The 17,686-nt window shown below is 40.0% G+C and carries 18 protein-coding genes; 2 read left to right on the top strand and 16 right to left on the bottom strand.

The features are described from left to right. Window positions 1–52: 52 nt before the first annotated feature. The 6 genes from D0S24_RS15495 to rsgA all read right to left on the bottom strand — a co-directional run bounded on the left by D0S24_RS15495 (window position 53) and on the right by rsgA (window position 7,111). Entirely contained in the window at window positions 53–1,282 is a 1,230-nt protein-coding gene (locus D0S24_RS15495; protein WP_117020731.1) for a 3-phosphoshikimate 1-carboxyvinyltransferase, read from the bottom strand. Between the two features lie 80 nt (window positions 1,283–1,362). Beyond that, window positions 1,363–1,689 (bottom strand): nucleotide pyrophosphohydrolase, encoded by a 327-nt coding sequence (locus D0S24_RS15490; RefSeq protein ID WP_117020730.1) that lies wholly within the window; start codon window positions 1,687–1,689, stop codon window positions 1,363–1,365. Next, a complete protein-coding gene (locus tag D0S24_RS15485) occupies window positions 1,689–3,704 on the bottom strand; it encodes a transglutaminase domain-containing protein (RefSeq protein WP_117020729.1) in 2,016 nt (671 codons plus the stop codon). Before D0S24_RS15485 ends, D0S24_RS15490 begins: the two co-directional genes overlap by 1 nt. 8 nt (window positions 3,705–3,712) lie before the next feature. Beyond that, window positions 3,713–5,626 carry a DUF3857 domain-containing transglutaminase family protein gene (locus D0S24_RS15480; RefSeq protein ID WP_117020728.1) on the bottom strand — a complete coding sequence of 638 codons (1,914 nt, stop codon included), beginning with the start codon at window positions 5,624–5,626 and terminating at the stop codon, window positions 3,713–3,715. Between the two features lie 82 nt (window positions 5,627–5,708). Next, window positions 5,709–6,161, bottom strand: a complete 453-nt coding sequence (gene dtd / locus D0S24_RS15475) for a D-aminoacyl-tRNA deacylase (RefSeq protein ID WP_117020727.1) — start codon at window positions 6,159–6,161, stop codon at window positions 5,709–5,711. Then, on the bottom strand, window positions 6,161–7,111 hold the full coding sequence (gene rsgA / locus D0S24_RS15470; protein WP_117020726.1) for a ribosome small subunit-dependent GTPase A: 951 nt from the start codon (window positions 7,109–7,111) through the stop codon (window positions 6,161–6,163). Before rsgA ends, dtd begins: the two co-directional genes overlap by 1 nt. Window positions 7,112–7,269: 158 nt before the next feature. On the opposite strand from rsgA, the gene D0S24_RS15465 reads away from it, so the two are divergent. Next, a complete protein-coding gene (locus D0S24_RS15465; RefSeq protein WP_117020725.1) occupies window positions 7,270–7,710 on the top strand; it encodes a hypothetical protein in 441 nt (146 codons plus the stop codon). 83 nt (window positions 7,711–7,793) lie between these two features. Here D0S24_RS15465 and D0S24_RS15460 read toward each other — a convergent pair whose 3' ends face one another. The 6 genes from D0S24_RS15460 to D0S24_RS15435 all read right to left on the bottom strand — a co-directional run bounded on the left by D0S24_RS15460 (window position 7,794) and on the right by D0S24_RS15435 (window position 13,414). Next, the gene (locus D0S24_RS15460) at window positions 7,794–8,468 is read right to left on the bottom strand and encodes a head GIN domain-containing protein (RefSeq protein WP_117020724.1); all 675 of its coding nucleotides are present in this window, start codon (window positions 8,466–8,468) and stop codon (window positions 7,794–7,796) included. Window positions 8,469–8,649: 181 nt separating this feature from the next. After that, the gene (locus D0S24_RS15455; RefSeq protein WP_117020723.1) at window positions 8,650–9,207 is read right to left on the bottom strand and encodes an REP-associated tyrosine transposase; all 558 of its coding nucleotides are present in this window, start codon (window positions 9,205–9,207) and stop codon (window positions 8,650–8,652) included. Between the two features lie 175 nt (window positions 9,208–9,382). Continuing rightward, on the bottom strand, window positions 9,383–10,465 hold the full coding sequence (locus D0S24_RS15450) for a bifunctional 3-deoxy-7-phosphoheptulonate synthase/chorismate mutase type II (RefSeq protein ID WP_117020722.1): 1,083 nt from the start codon (window positions 10,463–10,465) through the stop codon (window positions 9,383–9,385). A gap of 9 nt (window positions 10,466–10,474) precedes the next feature. Beyond that, on the bottom strand, window positions 10,475–11,335 hold the full coding sequence (locus D0S24_RS15445; RefSeq protein WP_117020721.1) for a prephenate dehydrogenase: 861 nt from the start codon (window positions 11,333–11,335) through the stop codon (window positions 10,475–10,477). 109 nt (window positions 11,336–11,444) lie between these two features. Then, complete coding sequence (locus tag D0S24_RS15440) at window positions 11,445–12,590, bottom strand: pyridoxal phosphate-dependent aminotransferase (protein ID WP_117020720.1); 1,146 nt, start codon at window positions 12,588–12,590, stop codon at window positions 11,445–11,447. Beyond that, the gene (locus tag D0S24_RS15435) at window positions 12,584–13,414 is read right to left on the bottom strand and encodes a prephenate dehydratase (protein WP_117020719.1); all 831 of its coding nucleotides are present in this window, start codon (window positions 13,412–13,414) and stop codon (window positions 12,584–12,586) included. The genes D0S24_RS15440 and D0S24_RS15435 overlap by 7 nt, the downstream gene beginning before the upstream one ends. A 548-nt stretch (window positions 13,415–13,962) precedes the next feature. On the opposite strand from D0S24_RS15435, the gene gldA reads away from it, so the two are divergent. Further along, window positions 13,963–14,856, top strand: coding sequence for a gliding motility-associated ABC transporter ATP-binding subunit GldA (gene gldA, locus D0S24_RS15425; RefSeq protein ID WP_117020717.1), 894 nt, complete (start codon window positions 13,963–13,965; stop codon window positions 14,854–14,856). A 37-nt stretch (window positions 14,857–14,893) separates the two neighbouring features. On the opposite strand, the gene D0S24_RS15420 is transcribed toward gldA, so the two are convergent. From D0S24_RS15420 to modA, 4 genes are read right to left on the bottom strand one after another with little or no spacing between them, the layout of a single operon-like run. After that, window positions 14,894–15,766: an ABC transporter ATP-binding protein gene (locus D0S24_RS15420; RefSeq protein ID WP_117020716.1), complete on the bottom strand. Its 873-nt coding sequence runs from the start codon at window positions 15,764–15,766 to the stop codon at window positions 14,894–14,896. After that, on the bottom strand, window positions 15,763–16,434 hold the full coding sequence (gene modB, locus D0S24_RS15415; protein WP_117020715.1) for a molybdate ABC transporter permease subunit: 672 nt from the start codon (window positions 16,432–16,434) through the stop codon (window positions 15,763–15,765). The genes D0S24_RS15420 and modB overlap by 4 nt, the downstream gene beginning before the upstream one ends. After that, complete coding sequence (locus tag D0S24_RS15410) at window positions 16,434–16,835, bottom strand: molybdopterin-binding protein (RefSeq protein ID WP_117020714.1); 402 nt, start codon at window positions 16,833–16,835, stop codon at window positions 16,434–16,436. Before D0S24_RS15410 ends, modB begins: the two co-directional genes overlap by 1 nt. Next, a complete protein-coding gene (modA, locus tag D0S24_RS15405; RefSeq protein WP_117020863.1) occupies window positions 16,828–17,616 on the bottom strand; it encodes a molybdate ABC transporter substrate-binding protein in 789 nt (262 codons plus the stop codon). The genes D0S24_RS15410 and modA overlap by 8 nt, the downstream gene beginning before the upstream one ends. Between the last annotated feature and the right edge of the window lie 70 nt (window positions 17,617–17,686).

Raw genomic sequence — 17,686 nt, 5'->3', positions numbered from 1 at the left:
ATATACGATTATGCAGAGGGCGATGTCAAGTAAATCCCTATATAAATAAAAATCAAACGGCCTGCACCTTGAAATTGAGATTTTTCAGATCCTCCCAATAGTCCGGGTATGATTTGGATACCACTTCCGCATCGTTGATGTACAGAGGAGTTTTTAGCGCCAAGGGAGCAAAGGCCATGGCCATTCTGTGATCATTATAGGTATCTATGGCTATTTCGTTTTTAATTTCTTGGGAAGGTTCCAGCGTCAAGCTATTATTGGTTACGGATATGGATGCGCCCAACTTGGTCATTTCCGTCTTTAATGCCTCCAACCTATCGGTTTCCTTGATTTTAAGGGTATGAAGGCCCGTTATATGACATCCTACTCCCAAACCCAAACAGCTTACAGCAATGGTCTGTGCTATATCCGGGGCATTGGCCAGATCAAAATTGAAAATGATATTGTTGGGAGCGGCAATTTTTTTCAAAACAACTTTGTGGTCCTGAAAATGGGTTTCCACACCAAAATTCCGGTAAATTTCCTGGAGTACGCTATCTCCCTGAAGGCTGTTCTTAGTATAGGCGGACAAAGATATTTCCGTACCTAAATCACAAAGTGCCGCTATACTATAAAAATAGGAGGCGGAACTCCAATCCGATTCCACTACCAGGGTGTAGGGCTCAACAGTAGTTTTTGGCAATACCCGAATCGTATTTCCCTGAAAAGAACCCGTTACCCCAATTTGGGAAAGTAGGCCCAAGGTCATTTTTATGTAGGGTACCGATGTAATTTTACCGACCAGCTCCAGCTCGATTCCATTTTCCAAACTTGGGGCTATCAGAAGCAGGGCCGAAATATATTGACTACTGATATCCGCAGGCAAACTAACTTTATGCTTTGTCAACCTTTTACCCTTTATGGCAATGGGCGGATAACCCTCTTCCTTTAAATAACTTATTTCCGCTCCCAAGCCCCGCAATGCCTCTATCAAAACTTTGATGGGCCTTTCGGTCATTCTTTTAGACCCTGTGAGGGTAACTTCCTTGTTTTCCTGTGACGCAAAATAGGCGGTTAAAAAACGCATGGCCGTACCGGCATGATGTATATCCACAACTCCTTTGCCGATCTGCAGGCCTTTTTGCATCACTTCCGCATCATCGGAATTGGAAAGGTTCTTTATTTTTATAGAAGGAAATAAGGCCTGTAACAGCAACAACCTATTGGATTCGCTTTTGGATCCAGTAATTTTTATTTCTGATTTAATAAGGGTTTCTGAAGGGGCTGATAAATGTAGCTTCAATTTTTATGGGATTTTTAATACCTATTTACATTATTTGTTATTTCTGATCGAAGAAACAAAAACAAGCTACAAATATAACACTATTTCAGCTTTTTATTATTGTGGTGGCGATTATGATCGCGTTTGGCCTTAAGGTTTAATTTCTTATGGAAGGACTCCTGTAAATTTATGCCCGTCTGATTGGCCAGACAGAGTACTACGAAAAGCACATCTGCCAGTTCTTCCCCTAGATCCTTATCCTTGTCAGACTCCTTTTCGCTTTGCTCCCCATACCGCCTTGCAATAATTCTGGCCACCTCCCCTACTTCCTCCGTAAGCTGGGCCATATTGGTAAGTTCGTTAAAATAGCGTACTCCATGGGCCTTTATCCATTCGTCTACGGCTTCCTGTGCGTTTTCTATGTTCATTATTTAGAATTTTTGGACAAAACTATTTTTTCGTTCATTTTTCCGATCATTAATTTAAAATATTCTTTGAGCGTATCATAATAGAGGGGAGCTATGACCGATTGCTCCAATTTAGTGTTCACCATTAATTGTATACGATCGGAAGAGGCAGAAAGATTATACGTAAAGCTTCCCAAGCCATCCGGTAACTTTAGCATTGCGGGTTCAGGTAAAATTTCAACAACATATCCCTCGGGAATATTGATCCCTATCCGGTATTTGCTTTCCGATGGATACCCAAAATCCACTGGAAACTCCCTCTTTTCCAATTTAAAGGGACTTTCCCCTGTCCGTAAAAAAAACATAGGTGAAAAATACATCCTATTCCCAATAATTTCTATTTGATCTTCTGTATTAAATTTATAGGACTCCGTAATAGCTTGGGATAAATCGTCCTTATTAGTCACCTCAAAACCCGAGATTTCCATGCTCCCATATTTATTTTCAAGTTTTTCAATGAATTCGTCTTCATTGGCGTCATTATACTCCCCCCTATAATACATGGCGCCATGACCTTTCTTGATTCTCCTTAGCATACCGTCCAAATCCCCATTATCCGTTATCTTTACATCAAAGGTTACCGACTCAAGGGCCTTATCCTTAGGATATAGATTCACGGTTACCGAGCTACCTTCCTTTTTGATCATTCTACCTTCCCAGTTCAACGCCCTTAATGGTAAAATATTCGGTGTACTATAACTGCTGGTGGCATCCAACAAAATAGTGTCATTGGCAACCTCCACTCCGGAGATTACATAATTATAACCTTCCCTTGTTGGAAAAATGGGAATCCCATTATCCCTGGTACTTACCAAAACAGGATTGGCATTTAAACCAATACTCCTAAGCATGGAGGTAAGCATCAAATTAATTTCGGCAACATTGCCACTACCCTCTTTATAGGCCTGTTTTACCCCAATATCGGTATATTTGCCAAAGTAGCCATTCCATTTCACTTTTGATTTGACCAAATCGAAAATCTTTGATGTTTTCTCCAAAGGATCCATAACATTTAACAAGAGGGCCTCCAAATCCTTCTCAAAATATCCGGTTTTGTTCAATTCACTACCAAAATTGGAACTTTCATAAATTGTTTTCACAACATCTTCCCATGTTGTTGAATAGTATTTAAGCCCGGTGTTGGGAAATTTAGTGTAGGATAGCTCATACTTAACGGATGACCGATAATTGTCTATATTGTTCACAAAAGGTTCACTTTTTAACGCGGGAACATCGTTCATTTCATACAAAGATCTGTTTTTTAGGTAGGAAATTTTGGAAGTATTAAAGGTTGTTTTTGATGGGGTCCAAGAACCCCCAGACCTTGACTTTGTATTAAAGGTTATATCCCCGTTAAGAACTTCAACTTTTGGAACAACGGACATATATCCTTTAACATTAACACTGTAATTAAAATACTCCGGCACCTCGAATATCGCAACCAATTTCTTTACCGGTATGTCATGTTGAAACTTAAATTCGTCCACCACAGAAACAAAAGGAGATCGTACTTTGTACTTATACTCGATCACAGAACCCTCCTTAACGTTTGGCATGGCAAATGACTTTTGATCATAGAATTTGGACAATTCAATATCGAACTCACCATCACCTTTAAGTTTGCTTTCCTCTATATTATCATTTACCAAATTAAAGGTAATGGCTTTTAACTCTGTCATCTTTTCGTATTCGCCCCCATCCTTGAATAGATTTATTTTTTTGGTAGCATAATCAAATCCTTCCTTGTTATAAATCTTAACTCTTTCGTGAATCTCAGTTATCAATTGAAAGCCACTATCCTCTGAATATTCGAAAAACGACTTCCTATACTTGTATAAATAAGAAGCGGTGGCAGCAGAATCCGATGGATTAAACGCCTCCAATAATTCTTCTTTGGAGACTTTTCCGAAATCATAATCCTGACCCATCAAAAATTGAATGTTCAGGGCTAGGTAAATCAGTAATAATTTTTTCATAGGGTTGGTTATTGTTTTGTTAATACAATTTTGGCATTATCGTTTTTTGAAACTTCCTTTATAAAATCTCTATAGTTTTCATATTGCTCCTTAGGATAAAAACCTCCGGAAATCTCAAACTTTCTTACATACCTTAATTTGGTATCGGTTATTTTTTCAATTGCCACGGTATAATTACCAAAGATATTTTCTAAGGAAACATTTTCCGGTATAAACTCAGCGGTATACCCTTTTGGCAAATTGATTTCGTATTCATCCTTATCTATAAATCCTCTTTCAATTTGTAATGGTAATTTTCTATTGCGATACCTATTTGGGGTATTCGTATTCCTATTTAAAACATTGGGAGTAAATAAAATTCGCTCCCCGGTAAAGGAACAAAAATCGATGGCCTTAAAACTCACTTCTTGTGTAAACGCAACATTTTCCTTATCGTTAAAGAACTTCATTTCATCAATGCTCATATTGCCAATATAATTCCAATGATTTTTGAAATATTTATCCTGTTCACGACTTTCTTCCCTTTCTAAATGATATTTGTTACCGTAGGGTATGCCTTTTGAAACAATGGTAACACTGGCTTCAACGCTTCCGTCTTCCAGTATCTGCAACTCTGCATCTGTAACTTGGGTATTTTCTGATGGCCCGTACTTAGGAGTGCTGATTATTTTACCTCCTTCCGGAGTAATTGCAAGAACATTTCTGTTATCGGTAAAATCTCCCAAGAACCCAAAAGGCATTGTTTGACTGGTACATTCCAGCCAAACGGATTCCTTATTTTCGATTGGAATATTTAAAATGACATGATTGGCCTGACCTAATAGTGACGGGAAATTTTCATCCACACCTATTTGTCTGGACGATGTTGCATAAACCTCCGTGTAATAAGAATCTACGCCGACTGCTTGAAGGAGTGCTTTTGTATAATTGGTCAAACCCTTACAATCGCCATATTTGATCTTATCCACTTCAGACGCCGAAATGGGCTGAATACCTCCAATACCCACCTGCACACTAATATATCTAGTATTATCCTGTACATACTTATATATTTTTCGTGCCTTTTCAATAGGATCATCCAATCCAAGGACCAAATCCTTGGCCAGTTGTTCGGTTTCCTCAGAAAGATTGGTTCTACCGCTCAGTAAATTATCGTACATCCATTTACCCATAACCACCCAATCCCCAGCCTGGCCTGAGTAACCCTCATATTGAAAATTTAGGGGGGTTACCATTAGTAGCGGGCTAAAACTCCTAAAGTCCGGACTTAGCTCCTCCAGTTCAACTGCCGCCAGATTTTCAGCAACATAGCTCACAAGACCTTCCTTACTGTAATCCTTTAAATTATAACCGGAAAAATTATTCTCTTTTTTACCAACTCCGACCGAACTATCAAATACTACATCAAAAGTGCTTTTTTCCGTACTAACATTATATCCTTGCAAGGGTCGCCAAAAAGGAATCCATGCGGTATTGAATGTGGTAGTTTCATAATAAAACTCTATGGTATAGGGATAGTCGATGGGAACGTAATTTAAAAATTTTATTCTGCTGTCCTCATATATAGAAAAGCTACTGACAGCGGCCATATCCTTAAAATCGGCACTCTTAAACTTCTTAATTTCCTTACCGAATTTATCGTAAACAAGAGCACCAAGGTTTTTGACATTGATCTTGTCGTCATAATAAACATGTAGGTCCGAATGACTGTTCCCCTTTTTATTTAATATGGTAACAACTCTTTTATGGGTTTGTTTTAGACTTTTGGGACTTGCTATTTCAATGGTCGTGGCATCCAATCTAATAACTGCATTTGCATTTGAAAGCAATGTATCGTTCAGGAAAAGTGCTGAGTATTCTTTGTTTTGGGCCCTTAAACCGGAGAGGCATAGACTAAGAAAAAGAAATATATATAATCGCATCAACAAAATGAAAATAACTATTTATAGCTCCGAAAAATAGTACTTTTCGTACAGCACTTTCAAAAAAATTCGATGAAATTAATTATTCTCTGTTCTTTGTATCTATTTGAATGGTTACGGGCCCATCGTTGAGCAGTGCCACTTTCATGTCCGCTCCAAAAATACCTGTTCCCACCTTTTTACCAAGATCTTTTTCCAATTGTACCACAAAGCCTTCGTACAAGGGAATAGCAATATCCGGCTTTGCCGCTTTTATATAACTGGGCCTATTTCCTTTTTTTGTGGAGGCATGTAAGGTAAACTGACTAATTACCAAGGCCTCCCCTTCCTCCTGCAACAGGGATAAATTCATAACTCCGTCCGCATCGTTAAAAATCCGGAGATTTACAATTTTATTGGTAAGCCACTTCATATCATCTCCCGTATCCGCATCCTCTATTCCCAAAAATATTAGCAGTCCGTTGGAAATTTCCGAAATTACTTTCCCGTCCACGCTTACACTCGCCGAGCTTACCCTTTGTATTGTTGCACGCATTACTTTTCCCCGTAAATATCCGTTCTATAGTTTTCCTGTTCCCCGTTCAACATCTGCACATAACTTTTGTACCTGCTCCAAGCAACTTCGTTATCCTCCAACGCCTTCTTTACCGCACAATGGGGTTCGTCCAAATGCAGGCAATTATTAAACTTGCATTCCCCTTTCAATTTAAAGAATTCAGGAAAATAATCCCCTATTTCCTCCTTCGCCATATCCACGATTCCAAATCCTTTGATTCCAGGGGTATCGATAATCCTGGCCCCACATTCCAAATCGAACATTTCCGCAAAAGTGGTAGTGTGCTGCCCCTGCATATGCTGGGAGGATATATTTTTGGTCTTTAAGTCCAGTTGGGGCTCAATGGCATTGACCAAGGTAGACTTCCCCACACCGGAGTGTCCGGAGAACATACTGGTCTTCCCGAGCATCAATTCCTTTACCCTATCCACATTTTTACCGGTTATGGCAGAAATCCCGATACAGGTATATCCAATCTCCCTATAAAGGCTTGCGAGATATTTTATCTCACCCAGCTCCTCTTCAGTGTAGGTGTCTATCTTATTAAAAAGTAGAATAGCGGGAATGTGGTAGGCCTCGGATGTCACCAAAAACCGATCTATAAAACTGGTAAAGGTGGGCGGATTGTTCAAGGTTACTATCAAGAACACCTGATCCAAATTAGCGGCAATGATATGGGTCTGCTTGGATAGGTTGACCGACTTTCTAATAATATAATTCTTCCTATCCTTAATTTCGGTAATGACGCCCTGTAAATTTTCAAAGTCCCCATCTATCTCAAATACCACCACATCCCCAACGGAGACCGGATTGGTACTTTTAATTCCCTTGAGCCGAAATTTCCCTTTGATACGGCATTCGTAGAAAACTCCTTCCCCGGTTCTTACGCTGTACCAACTTCCAGTAGATTTATATACGGTTCCTTCCATTAAAGAGTACTGACATATTTGTTTACAAAGAAACAACTTTAGTTTTATAATAGTATCCAGTCAAGCCTAAACCTACAGGTAATTTAAACGTTTACTGGACACTATCTTTTAAAATTCATCGTTGTTAAACCGATATAAATTATAAAAAACACGAAAAAATGAAAAACTTTATACTCATGGCCTGTTTGGTAGTTACGGCCATTTTGGACGCAAACGCACAACAATTTAAGGTCATCACCAGTGTGGAATCCATAGTTCCCAACGGTCTGGGAAGATCACGGATCATTAGCGCAACGGAGGATAGGGATTACAAGGAGTTCACCAGTGAACAAACGGAGGAGGACAATACCAGAAATAAATCTGACCGGGGAGATATCCGGGTGAAAAATTTTGAAGAAACAAAACTTTTGAATTTTTACAATATAGGGGGAATCCGATTCCAGAACATTGCTGCCAATGACGCTCTGATCTCATCAAAATTGAATGCCATGGTGGCCGAGGGATGGGAATTGGCCTTTGTTACCAGTGCCGTGGAAAGCGACAGCGGCAAAGACGATGGACAGGGCATTTTTATTACCCGGTACATCTTCAAGAAGTAGGTTCCAGATAAAAAAATTCAAAACCCGGCCAAATGGACCGGGTTTTGATTTTTATTGAACCATATTTTACAAAAAATGTCTTATTAATCCATAATTTTCACCCTTCCCCCGGCAAAGGTATTTTTATTTACCGTCTTAGGATTTCCATAAACATACACATCCCCACCAGCTTTGATATTGATATCTATTGCCTCCGAAGCGAACATTGCCGCCTCTCCGGCAGCCGTTATCTTAACACTGGCCTTCTCACTAAGCAATGGTTTTCCTTCAAAAAATCCTCCCGTATTTAAAACCACCTCCTGATTTATAGTTTTTCCGGAAGCCTCCACATTACCTCCGGTTACACAACGCACTATTAATTGGTGCACATCGAGTCCTACTTTTATTTTGGCCCCTTCCTGAGTCTTCAGTTCTATCTTTTCCTGGCTCAAGGTCTCATTGACCGTAATTCTAGCGCCCTCATTCCCGTCAATGAGGTCTATGTGTTTATAATATACTTCCACAAAGGTATTTTCCCCGTGAAACTTTTTATCGAGTTCCATTTTTATTTTAAGGACCCCATTTTTACTAATAATTTGAATATCATCCACATTATCCCCTTTTACCAAAACCTTATTCTCATTAGATTTGATAAGGTTCACCTCTATCAGATCATACACCTTTACCTCGTTGAAATCCCCAACGGACCTATCCACTATTCGCTGGGAGAAACCTACCAACGACAGACATAGAAAAGCAATTGCCAAAACATTTTTCATTATCCTCAATTTTTTATTAAAGTTATTTGTAATTCTTTGTGGAACTTTTAATTATTAGTTCCACTACTACGTAAAGATGGAACAAAAGTAGATTTGTTACACTACATTATAGAAACAATTAACTTTATTCTTGTTGCCGCCAGTTTGCAACAGCTGTCCAAAACAGTTGACCAATAGGCAGCTAGCCCAAAAAACCAATAGTATCAATTTCCATAACGGTATGGTCATCCTGATAATTCCGGGCACTCGAATATTTCCAATCTTCCGGACGGCTTACAAAACCTGCCTTGACTGGATTGTTATGTATATAGTCCAATTTTTGTTTTATCACGGCCGTGCTCCACAGTTCAATGGGTTTGTTGTGATGTTGCCAGAATTGGTACCTTGAAACATTGCCTTTCTTTTTGCCCGCTCGTTCAAACATCCAAAGCAACCATTCCTTTCTACTTTCCCCTAGATGATCATTAATGGCCTTTACCAACTTTTTGGATGTATATTTTTTGAAATCGCGCAAAACTCCCGAAGGGTCTTCATTGGCAGAGCGAAAAATTAAATGAATATGGTTGGGCATAAAACAATAAGCATACAATTCCATCCCTTTTTCCTTTCTGCAATATTGCAGGCTTTCTTCAAGGACAACCATATACAATGGCCTAGTAAACACGTCCATCCAATATACTGTGGCAAAGGATACAAAATACACTCCTTTCGTATTAAGAAATTTGTAGTTTCTGCTCATATTCTAAAAATACAAAAAGTAGTAATACCCACCAGTTAAAAACTGGCGGGAACAAGGGAGCTGTGCCACCAGTTGCAAATTGGCGGGAGCGTGGAACAAGGAATAAGACCAAAAAGCAAAAGGTCGTCCAAATAGTTTTTAGACGACCTCTTTAACGGTATACCAATAAAATAGTTTATGCGTTGATTATCTTCTCCTGGTGATTTATGGATTCTTGGTGAATGGCCTTGAACATTTTCAACACAAATTCCTCACTCAATCCTTTGGCCTCCCCTTCCAGGATCATGGCCCCTAAAATCTGGTTCCACCTATTGGATTGCAGAACGGCAACATTCTTTTGCTTCTTCAATAAGCCTATCCCATCGGAAATCTTCATTCTTTTGCCGAGCATTTCGATCAACTGGCTATCCAGCACATCTATCTGCGCCCTTAAGTTACTAAGCTTGTTATTGTACTCCGCCTCGGAATCGGTCTCCTTCCTAATTTTCAAATCCCTCATAATCTGGATCAATTTGGCAGGGGTTACCTGTTGCGCTGCATCACTCCATGCGTTATCCGGATCGTAATGTGTCTCTATCATAAGACCATCAAAATTAAGGTCCAGGGCAGTTTGTGAAACATCAAAAATCATTTCCCTGTTCCCTGTTATATGCGATGGATCATTGATCAAAGGCAGATCGGGAAATTTATTTTGAAACTCGATCGCCAACTGCCATTCTGGAATGTTTCTATATTTTGTTTTTTCATAGGTGGAGAAACCCCTATGTATGGCACCTAAATTTTTTATACCGGCCGTATATAACCTTTCAATTCCTCCAAGCCATAAGGCCAAATCCGGATTTACCGGGTTCTTTACCAAAACAATTTTATCGGTTCCCGCTAGGGCATCCGCAATTTCCTGCATGATAAACGGACTAACGGTAGATCTTGCACCGACCCACAATAGATCAATATCATGCTCCAATGCTAATTTTACGTGGGCCGCATTGGCTACCTCGGTACAGGTTTTCATACCAGTTTCCGCCTTTACTTTTTGTAACCACTTTAGACCTAGCGCCCCTACCCCTTCAAACATTCCGGGACGTGTTCTTGGTTTCCAGATACCTGCACGATAGTAATTAACATCGGTATCCTTTAACTCATTTGCTATACGAAGCACCTGTTCCTCTGTTTCCGCACTGCAAGGTCCGGCAATTACTAACGGATGGTCCAATTTCATATCGTCCAACCAAGTTCTCATTTCTTTTAAATTTTCCATTTCTATACTCTATTTTTTGTTAAGTGGTATTCCGTTCAATATTTCCTTTATTTTATTTGTACTGTTCATTTCCTTATAGATACCTTCATAATCATCGGCTATCAGCATGGCTTTAAATTCCTTCAAATTTTGTATATATTCCCCCAAGGTTTCGACCACATTTTCCTTGTTTTGCCTAAAAATAGGGGTCCACATGGCAGGTGAGCTCTTTGCCAATCGCACTGTACTTTCAAAACCACTTCCCGCCATGTCAAAAATATCACGTTCATTCCTTTCTTTCTCAATAACCGTCTTTCCCAACATAAAGGAACTGATATGTGACAAATGTGAAACGTAGGCAATGTGCTTATCGTGTGCCTCCGGATTCATATAACGTATCCGCATCCCCAATTGCTGAAAGAGCTCCAAAGCTTTTTCCTGCAATTTAAAGGCCGTTTTTTCTATTTCGCAAATAATATTGGTCTTCCCCATAAACAAACCTTCCACGGCCGCTGAGGGACCTGAAAATTCGGTTCCCGCAATAGGGTGGCAGGCCAAGAAATTTCTTCTCCTGGGGTGGTTTTCCACAACATTGCAGATAAGTGACTTTGTAGATCCCACATCAAAAACAACGGCATCATCATCAATGGCATCCAAAATCTTGGGCAGTTCCTGTACCATAACATCTACGGGAATACCCACTATTACAACATCGGCCTGCTTCAGTTGTTCATAATCTGCCTTCCCATCGATCAAAGATAATGACATCGCTTCATCCAAATGTGCCTCATTGGTATCAATGCCATAAATTTTGGATTCCGGCCTATTGCGCTTAATATCCTTGGCCAGAGACCCCCCGATTAATCCGATACCGATTACAAATACATTCATATTACCTTGTTAACAGAGAAAAAATGTTAAAAAACAGACAAAGAATTATTCTCCCAAACCTTATCTTTTTCAGTTTCCATTTTTCCAATATTCTTACTACGCTTTCTTTTTAAAACCTACTGATCGCTTCTTGTATCCTTTCTGCGGGGACACATAAGGAAAAACGAATATACCCCTCCCCGTTGGCACCAAAAATAGTTCCGGGGGTAATGAAAATATTCTTTTCATAAAGTACTTCGTCAATAAACTTTTCGGAAGACGAAACCCCCTTTGGTAATTTGGCCCAAACGAACATCCCCACAGCATTCTTATCATAGGTACATTTAAGGGTATCGGCCAATGCGAACATCAATTCCCTTCGTTCATGATACACCTTGTTTAATTCACTGTACCATGATTCGCTACAGTTCAGGGCGGCTATGGCCCCTTTTTGGATACCATAGAACATCCCGGAATCCATATTGCTCTTTACCTTTAAAACAGCATTGATATGCTCACTGTTACCCAGTACCATCCCAACGCGCCAACCCGCCATATTAAAAGTCTTGCTCAACGAATTTAATTCCAAAGCAACGTCCATGGCCCCCCTCACCTCCAAAATACTGATCGGATTTTGGTTCAGCACAAAACTATAGGGATTGTCATTGACCAATAAAATATCGTTTTCCTGTGCAAAGGCTACAAGATCTGTCATTTGTTCCCTACTCGCCGTGGCACCGGTCGGCATATGCGGGTAGCTGGTCCACATCAACTTCACTTTTGAAAGGTCCTGTCCCCTCAATTCTTCCAAATCGGGAAACCAACCTTTCTTTCCAACCAAATCATAATACCGTGGTACCGCCCCTACCAAATTGGTAACCGATGTGTATGTGGGGTACCCGGGGTTGGGAATCAACACCTCATCCCCGGGGTTCAAAAAGGCCAGACTTATGTGCATAATACCTTCCTTGGACCCCATCAAGGGCAATACTTCATTCTGGGGATTTACCCTTACACCAAATTTATTTTTATAAAAGGATGAAAACGCCTCCCTTAGCTCGGGCAGGCCCTGATAACTCTGGTATTGATGTGCCCCATCGTGGCCCATAGCCTCTTTTACCGCACGCAGCACCTCAATGGACGGCTCCAGATCCGGACTTCCGATACCCATATTTATAATAGGCCTTCCTTCTGCCATTAACCCCCTAACTTCCCTTAGTTTTTTAGAAAAGTAGTACTCTTCAACGGTATTTAATCTATTTGCCGCTATCATAATATTCTGGCATTTTTATATTCTCCCAATACTTTAAACTCTTCGGACATAATTTCCAACAAGGCCTTGGCCTTTGAAAAATGCTTGTACTTTTCAAAAGTTACATCAACGAAAAAGGAATACTTCCAAGGTGTCTGTATTACCGGAAGGGATTGGATCTTGGTAAGGTTCAAGTTGCAATCGCTCATCACATTCAATATGGCAGCAAGACTTCCGCGTTTGTGGTCCGTAATGAAGCGTACCGACGCCTTATTGATCTCCTCCTCCGGCAGGACACTATTTTTTGTCTTAACGATTATGAACCGGGTAGCATTATCCTTTATAGTCTGTATTTCCGAGTGTATAATGTCCAAACCGTAAAGCTCGGCAGCCACTTTTGGCGCAATGGCAGCTATTCCCTTCAATTGATTTTCCTGAATTCTTTTTGCCGTCTCGGCAGTATCCACATCTTCCACTAGTCTAATGTGTCTATAATTTTTAAAAAACTCATTACACTGAAGCAGGGCCATGGGATGGGAACGCACCTCCAGAATATCGTTAATGGTCTGCCCCTTTAAAGCCATGAGGTTATGATGTATATTTAAATACTGCTCCCCAATAATATGAAGGTTATTGTGAAAGACCAGGGCGTAGTTGGGTATAATGGATCCGGCAATGGAATTTTCTATGGCCATCACCCCCTTATCCGCTGTTTTATTGATCAAGTGATCTACCAAAATATCGAAGGATGAACATTCCACGAATGTAACATCATCGCCAAAATAATCCATCGCCACTTGATGGTGGTTGGAACCTTTTATACCCTGTATTGCAATTTTTAATTTCACCCTTTTAAAAATTATCTTCCGACCTGTCAAAGACTTAGAAACTGTTTAAGTTTTATCCTTTGGTTCTTTTCGAAAGTTATATCCAAAAAAAAAGTCCTGGTTTTCACAGGACTTTTATCTATATATATTTCATAATATGCTAGAACAGTCCCATACCTCCCTTAAAAAAGAAGTAAAAATAAAAACCGTTCCAAAAATATTGCTTTGTCATTTTTCTTGTAAAACTCCGGCTAAATTAATAATTAAATTTATAATTCGGCATTTACGCGTACATTTTTTTATTTATTTCAGTCTAAAGCAAAAAATAATACCGATTAACCCTTTAAATCCGTATATTTTTACGAATTACGAAGAACAAAATCGAGCTACCAACATCATCAATATCAAAGACCTTTTATTCCATCCAAATAACAAATCGGCCACCTCTTGGTATCCAAGCAAACAAAACCGCATCCATTTCGATATGGACATCAGGAAATTATACCCATTTAATGGGATTAAAAATAGATTTCACTTATTTACATTATTTTTGATAAAAAAGTAAGCGCATGTCCATCATAGTAAAAAACATCACCAAATTTTTCGGAAAGCAAAAAGCCTTGAACAAGGTTTCCTTTACCATAGAGAAAGGGGAAATAGTTGGTTTTTTAGGCCCCAATGGTGCCGGAAAATCCACTATGATGAAAATATTGACCACCTATCATACCGCAGATGAGGGGCTAGCCGAGGTTAATTCATTTGATGTGAAAAGTGGAAAAAAAAACGTTCAAAAGAGTATTGGATACCTTCCCGAACACAATCCACTCTATTTGGATATGTACGTAAAGGAATATCTTGCCTTTAACGCGGATGTGTATAAAGTAAATAAAAATAGGATCAATACGGTAATAGATCAAACCGGTCTTGGTCCCGAGGCCAACAAAAAGATAGGGCAACTCTCCAAAGGTTATAGACAAAGGGTTGGATTGGCGGCCGCACTTCTTCACGATCCGGAGGTGTTGATCCTTGACGAACCCACAACGGGACTTGATCCCAATCAATTGTTGGAAATAAGAAAATTGATCCGAGAAATTGGAAAAGAAAAGACCATTTTACTGTCCACCCATATCATGAAGGAGGTCGAAGCCGTCTGTGATAGGGTGTTGATCATAAATAAGGGAACCCTAGTGGCAGATAAAAAACTTTCGGAATTAAGGGACGGACAAGACCAAGTTTTGGTGGTTGAATTCGATTATAGGGTGGAGGAAGCATTTTTAAACAAATTGCCCAACGCAATATTGATCAAAAATATTGGTGGTTTTATCTATGAGATTACGTTTGACACATCCAAGGATATGCGACCAATTGTGTTCGACTTTGCACATGACAACCAATTGAAAATATTACAATTAAGCAGGAAGAACAAGAATCTGGAGAGCTTGTTTACCGAGCTGACCCTCTAGAACTAATTACATTGTTAGTTGCTCAAAACTGGTGGAACTATAATTTTTGAATTATTGGATTGAAAGCCTTGGAAGCAACAAGCACCTGATCGCCTACCTTTAACTGGGCAGCCTCTATAGGATCCGAGACTACCCTAACGATATCATTACCTATTAGTACGGAAACAATATAAATTACATCTTCTTTCTGTATCTTCAATACTTCCCCTGAAAACCTAAACTTGGCACTGGTCTTGTTTAGTCCGAAAAAATCGGCAGCAGCCCCTTTTTTGATTACGCGACCTTTATGAAGCTCAAAGACCTTATCCGATAGTTTTACAATTTCCCCAATATCATGACTTACCAATATGGTAGTTAGTTTATATTTCCTATGAACTTGCAAAAGATATTCCTGTAACTTTATCCGCATCTTCAAATCCAATGCCGATAGAGGTTCGTCCAATATTAAAATTTCAGGTCGCTGCACCAATGCCCTGGCCAATGCCACACGCTGTTTTTGTCCTCCCGATAGGGTTTCAGGTTTTCTCTGTTCCAGTTCATTAAGTTCGGCAAATTGCAACAACTCCCCTATGATAGCTTTATCCTGACCTTTATGAAGGGCATATTCCAAATTTTGACGAACGCTCATATTGGGAAAGAGGGCATAGTCCTGAAATACATATCCCACCTTCCGCTGTTGGGGTTTAAGATCAATATTTTCATCGCTGTTAAACCATGTGGTTTCCCCCACTTCTATTAACCCACTATCTGGCTTTAACAAACCACTAAGCATCCTTAAAGTAGATGTCTTTCCTGCGCCCGATTCCCCAAATAAGGTAACAAATTGTCCCTTTTCAATGGTTAGCTTCAAATCCAGCACCATCTGTCCCCCGGCGGATTTCAATTTTTTCTTTAGGTTTAAACTTATCATTGGGCAAAGCGTTTAAAGTATCCCCCATTGATGAGATAGACCAGTAACAAGATTATAAAAGTTATGAAAAATAAAATCAAGGAATAGTTATTGGCCGCAGTGTAATTAAGGGCCTCCACTTCATCATATATGGCAATTGAGGCCACTTTGGTCCTTCCCGGCATATTCCCCCCGATCATCAACACTACGCCAAACTCTCCGACCGTATGGGCAAAGGAAAGTACAATCCCTGTAAGAAGGGAAGGCCTAATATTGGGCAACAAAATTTTCAGCAATGTCTTCATTTTTGATTTCCCCATCGTATAGGAAGCCTCCTTTAATGTAGGAGGCAGGGAGGATAGCCCTGCCTGAATGGGCTGTACCATAAACGGTAGACTATAAATAACGGAAGCCAGGACCAAACCCCCAAAAGAAAATATAAGCTTAATCCCCAGCCATTCGTTTAACCAACCTCCAAAGGCATTTTCCGGACTAAAGGCTACCAACATATAAAACCCCAATACGGTAGGCGGCAAGACCAATGGCATACTCACCAAAGTTTCCAGGACAGGTCTTAATTTGGATTTGGTACTGGAAAGCCAACTGGCAATGGGAATGGAGATCACAAATAATATTGCCGTGGTCACCAACGCAAGTTTAAAGGTAAGCGCTAAAGGTTGCCAATCCATTATGGTGCCAGTATTATCTCGTTCAATTTAACCATAATCATAACATTCATCCCTTTACCCAATCCCATCTTCCCTACACTCATACTGCTTATTATGGCAATGACCACGCCTAATGAGGTCTCCAAAGTTAGCCTACTCAACAAAACACCCATTTCCATATTTGTTATTTTTCCAGCAATCCTATTCTCTATACTAATATCCAATTCGGTTTGGGTAGATACCGCAACCTCCAATTCCTTGAACAGGACATTCACCTTATTGCCCATTTTCAAATAAGGGGCAGATTCGGGCGTATCTATAACGATGGACATCAATTTCTCCCCACCATCCATCTCAACACCTACAATGGACATGGCCCCATTTGTATTAATATCTGTTATATGGCCCGGAAAACTATTCATCTACCAAATATCCAAATTCTTTTAATATTTCCTTGGCCTCAATTGAAAAAAGAAAGTCATAAAAGCCCTGGGTATCCGGATTGGTACCTTCTTTCCGCTGTATAAGCACCACCCCTTGACTTATATTGGAGTAGAGCGATGGGTCTATTGGAACCCAACTCCCCTTTCCCTTCATTTCTGGAGATAGCACCGTTGATAAGGCCGTAAAACCAATTTGTGCAGCTTGGGAAATTATGAATTGATCGGTCTGACCGATACTTTCGCCATAGACCAATTTAGGATTCAAGACTTCCATCAATCCATAATGCTGCAAAACTTCTTTGGCAGCAACACCATATGGGGCAGTTTTGGGATTTGCCAAAGCGATATACTCTATATTGGAATCGGTCAAGGCAGCAATGGAAACGGGGGTATTCCCCACCATGGACCAAAGCACCAATTTTCCATAGGCATAGACCCTGGGAGCATTCTGCGCCTTTCCACCGGCATAGACCGCCTCGGGATATTTCATGTTGGCGGCAACAAAAACATCAAAAGGGGCGCCTTCCATAATCTGTGCCGTTAGCTTTCCCGATGAACCAACAATCAATTCAAATTCCACCCCCGCTTTATGGGTATAGACTTTTGTCAAAGTTGCCATGGCAGACTCCATATTGGCCGCAGTGGCTACTATAATTTTTTTGTCCCGATTATCCTTACACCCTGCAAATATAACGGTTAGGAGTATTAACCCCAGCCATTTACAGGCACCCCCCTTAATTTTTATTTCGATGTTGAGCATCTTTATATGTATAAGCCGGGTCATAGCACCATCAGGAGTACAAAATTACGGTTTCGGGCATTTCCAAATC

The organism is Arenibacter sp. P308M17 (assembly GCF_003426735.1).
GTDB lineage: Bacteria > Bacteroidota > Bacteroidia > Flavobacteriales > Flavobacteriaceae > Arenibacter.
The sequence above is the reverse complement of the archived record's forward strand: the minus strand, read 5'-3'. Positions and strand labels throughout refer to the sequence as shown.